This is a genomic window from Salinivibrio sp. IB282 (genome assembly GCF_001995685.1).
GTDB lineage: Bacteria > Pseudomonadota > Gammaproteobacteria > Enterobacterales > Vibrionaceae > Salinivibrio > Salinivibrio kushneri.
Genome location: NZ_MUET01000117.1, coordinates 1 through 3,757 on the forward strand (window position 1 = coordinate 1; position 3,757 = coordinate 3,757).

Annotated in this window: 4 protein-coding genes and 1 CRISPR repeat array; all 4 genes read right to left on the reverse strand. The window is 52.5% G+C overall.

The window, feature by feature from the left end:
* Positions 1 to 4 precede the first annotated feature (4 nt).
* A CRISPR array of direct repeats spans positions 5 to 549; the repeat unit is 38 nt; unit sequence GTCTTAATCCCTTTAGTCAGGGCATGGTCCGTGACGAC.
* A 148-nt stretch (positions 550 to 697) separates the two neighbouring features.
* Entirely contained in the window at positions 698 to 1,198 is a 501-nt protein-coding gene (locus tag BZG14_RS14750; RefSeq protein WP_077609096.1) for a lecithin retinol acyltransferase family protein, read from the reverse strand.
* A gap of 26 nt (positions 1,199 to 1,224) precedes the next feature.
* Positions 1,225 to 1,917 (reverse strand): GTPase family protein, encoded by a 693-nt coding sequence (locus BZG14_RS14755; protein ID WP_077522623.1) that lies wholly within the window; start codon positions 1,915 to 1,917, stop codon positions 1,225 to 1,227.
* Between the two features lie 82 nt (positions 1,918 to 1,999).
* Positions 2,000 to 2,959 (reverse strand): GTPase family protein, encoded by a 960-nt coding sequence (locus BZG14_RS14760; RefSeq protein WP_077609097.1) that lies wholly within the window; start codon positions 2,957 to 2,959, stop codon positions 2,000 to 2,002.
* Positions 2,960 to 3,082: 123 nt separating this feature from the next.
* Entirely contained in the window at positions 3,083 to 3,589 is a 507-nt protein-coding gene (locus tag BZG14_RS14765) for a hypothetical protein (protein WP_077609098.1), read from the reverse strand.
* Positions 3,590 to 3,757: the final 168 nt, after the last annotated feature.

Here is a 3,757-nt window from a genome sequence, read left to right on the forward strand (position 1 = left end):
TAAAGTCTTAATCCCTTTAGTCAGGGCATGGTCCGTGAGGACGCGCTGGAATACGGTATCGTGTGGACGCCGTCATGGTCTTAATCCCTTTAGTCAGGGCATGGTCCGTGAGGACAAGAAATCGCTGAGTTGCTGGGGACTGAGGTTAAAGTCTTAATCCCTTTAGTCAGGGCATGGTCCGTGACGACTATTGGCTACCGAAGCATCACTGCATGATAATCAGTCTTAATCCCTTTAGTCAGGGCATGGTCCGTGACGACAAAAGCCGCAACCGTATAATCAAGCAGTACGTTTTGTCTTAATCCCTTTAGTCAGGGCATGGTCCGTGACGACATTTACCGACAGCTACTTCTGATTTTTTCGAAAGGTCTTAATCCCTTTAGTCAGGGCATGGTCCGTGACGACGAGTGCTTGCTCTTCCTCTTGAGCGGCTTGTTGCGTCTTAATCCCTTTAGTCAGGGCATGGTCCGTGACGACAGAAATACGGCGTTGTAAATACATCTGACGTTGTGTCTTAATCCCTTTAGTCAGGGCATGGTCCGTGACGACCATTTCAAGTTATAACTGATTGTTTTTAATTTTGCAAGTTGCAAAATAAACAGGCGTTTTAAACACACTAAATTTTATAAAAATAAGCAAATGACGTGCCATTTAATTATTCCCGCGCGTAAGCGACTGAGCGGCTTATGATTTTATTTTAATCTTCCCAATCCCACACGCGCCAGGTATTGGCGTGCAAATGCGCCTTGGCGGTGTCTTTTAGCATCCAGGTAAAACTGTCACTGTTTGCACGGTTATCAGACAAACACCATGACGAAAATTGATGACAGTTGTCAAACAGCACATTGTAGTCTTGACGCTTGCCTATCTCCTGCATCGCCCGTGCGGCGGCCGCCGGTGAGCCGACGGCTTGCTTATCGCGGCATGAAACATAAATACTGATCGCTGGGTTAAAGCCACCCAGGCGTTGTAGAAAACGCGCCGGCGACACGGCTTCGACCCGACCGTCGCCATTTAAATGGACAATCTGGTCATTCCCCACATAAATCCCTGAGTGCTCAAACGCGAGCGCCAAATCGCAATAGACAAGGCTACCGAGCACGGGTTGTACTTTGTCACGTAAAACATTATCAACAAGGCTTTCCGCCAACCCAGAGACTAACCCGAAAGCCACACCGGTTCCTGCATAGGTTTTCATCTGCTTTTCTCCTCACTTAATACCGATTACGCCGATTGTGATTGCACACGACGTCGATGCCTTGGCAGGTGGGCGAGCACGTGCCCCATGACCGCCTCAAGGTTGTAGTGATATTCTGCGCTGTAACACACAGGCCGTGCGATCGAGAGCCCCGTTGACTCGGCAATCCGCGCTTGTACGGATGCCGCTTTTTGGCTTAAAAAGTCAGCCAAGGTGTGATCGGGCGAGTGAGTTATCCTATCCCAGTGCCGCCCTTTCATCGCCATATCGGCTTGGTTGATCATCACCGCCACCCGCTCTGGGGCAATATACGGCAAGACCGCGGTTTCCAGCAGCGTGACACTGGTGCCTAGGTCTCGGATCCCGCCTTCTAAGATCACCACCACCATATCAATGAAGCCATACTCGCCACCGCCTTGCGTGCTGGTACAGGTTTCTTCAAGGCTACGTTGAATCGCCAAACGATGCCGTTGATCGGCGGCTTTGCCATCCCCCAGCCCGGCAGAATCATGAAAACGCAGGCTGTCTGACATGGCATAGCCACTGATTTGCTGGGTATGCGGATCAACGCCACTGCCAACGTCTGCCACCGGGGCCTTTGCCAGTGCATTGATGGTGCTGCTTTTGCCACTGCCGGTGGCCCCAACCAGTAGCACATCAAGCGGGAATAGCAGACCGCGTTGGCGCATCGCCGTATCGAGCTGGGTGAAATAAGACATCGCTTCTCCTATTATCTAGCCTGTAAAGGGTGTCACTACTGTCGCTGTGAGTTAAGGCGGCATGCACCGCCTCTGGGCCACATCAACTGAATAGCCCAACAACGAACCCAACCGCTGCCCCAGCGGCCGCGCCCAGCATTTTTCCTGGGGCACCAAAGTAGCTACCCAACTCTGCGCCTTTTTCCGCGCCCTCGGTGACTGACTCCCACAACGACTTGCGCACGGACTCGCGATAGTCTTCATCGCTATCGTTGTGCTTACGCATCGCTTTGTCACGATTAATGTCGCGCATTAACGCCACACGTTTGCTTGCTTTCACGTGGCGCAAGATATAGGCGAACAACTTTCCCATGTTATAGGGGGGTTGTTGCTCGTTGCCCTCTTTGTAGCCTGCGGCGTAATGCACCACCTCGACATCCTCACCGGTGGCCTCATTAATACGGCGCTTTGTTGATTGGATCTTGTCACGCAAGAATGCCTCCAACGGTGGCTGTGGCTGATTGTTAACTGGATCCCAATGCCGCCCTTTCATGGCCATATCGGCTTGGTTAATCCCCACCAGTAAGCGGTCGGTATGCTCGCCCAGTGCGGGAATAATCACCTCGTTAATCAACTCAAACGAGGTGCCAAGATCACGGCTGCTACCATCTRACACCACTAGCACCAGGTCGATCAGTAATTCACCGTTTTCATCGCACTCTTCGAGCTTATTGATGATATTACGCGCATGCCGAATATCGCTCTCGCGGCCATCCCCTAACCCTGGGCTATCGAACAAAACCAGGTTGTTGAACTGATACTGCTCGATGGCCATGGTCTCCGGATCGGGGCTTTGTCCGACTTTGGCCTTATCGGCGGCAAACAGCGCATTAATGGTGGATGACTTACCACATCCTGTTGCGCCCGTGACTAAAATATTCACCTGCCGATTGCCAAGCTCGCCAAACATGTCAAACCAACTGTGCTCTCGCGGGTGGTTTGCGCCTGTCATGCTCTGCTCGCTACCTTGCATCTGCGCCTGGGTGTGTTGATTCCGCGTCATAAGCGTTCTCCTGTTATCGGGTTGCTGTGATAAACAACGCGCCTTGATGGCTGCGTTGTGGCAATGACTCAATGCTATCTCACTGGGATAAGGGCCGCGGCCCTCGACCAATTGGTGAAAGTCTTAGCGCCGCGCCGGTGTGCCCACGATGATCTTGGCTTTGGGGATCCCAGCAATGTCACGCACATAGTGGTAACTGTCGGCCTCATCAACACGCACGGATTTGTTCAGCAACTCGCTGACTAAACTGGCGTGGATCAGGTATTGGTGGCCATGACAGTGCAGCATCACAAAGTGTTCGGCGCGTTCAGAAAGCTCCATCCAACTATTGGGTAGGGCGCCACAAATGAGCCGTTTTAGCGCGGCACGCGCCGCCGATTTAGCACGACGACACGCGGCCATTGCCACTAATTTCCAGCCACGTTTGGCTTTAAATAAAATCGCGGCGATCACCCGCTTGCCACGCACAACCAATTGCCAGCGCTGGGTTTGTGCCAGCATGTGCGGCTTATTGGTGTAATGCAGACCACCTTTCACATGGGCATAACTGGCCACCAACAACGCCCAGACTTGATCGGCATAGTCTTGCATTTGGCTGGCGGTGGTGACGGTGATGGTTTGTGTCTGCATGGCTCGCCCCTGTGCTGTAAAACCATGCTTAGGTTACACAGTGCGATGCAAAATAGGCGGGATGACCAATTGGTGAACATGTGTTGCGTATGGGAAGCGATGAAGCGGGGGGACGTGATGATGAAGCGGGATGCTTTTGTCAGAGGGTGAAATCAAGGGCCTAGGAGG

Excerpts from the sequence above, each read along its gene's own strand:
- BZG14_RS14750 (WP_077609096.1), bottom strand. The coding sequence starts at position 1,198 with ATGAAAACCTATGCAGGAACCGGTGTGGCTTTCGGGTTAGTCTCTGGG.
- BZG14_RS14755 (WP_077522623.1), bottom strand. The coding sequence starts at position 1,917 with ATGTCTTATTTCACCCAGCTCGATACGGCGATGCGCCAACGCGGTCTG.
- BZG14_RS14765 (WP_077609098.1), bottom strand. The coding sequence starts at position 3,589 with ATGCAGACACAAACCATCACCGTCACCACCGCCAGCCAAATGCAAGAC.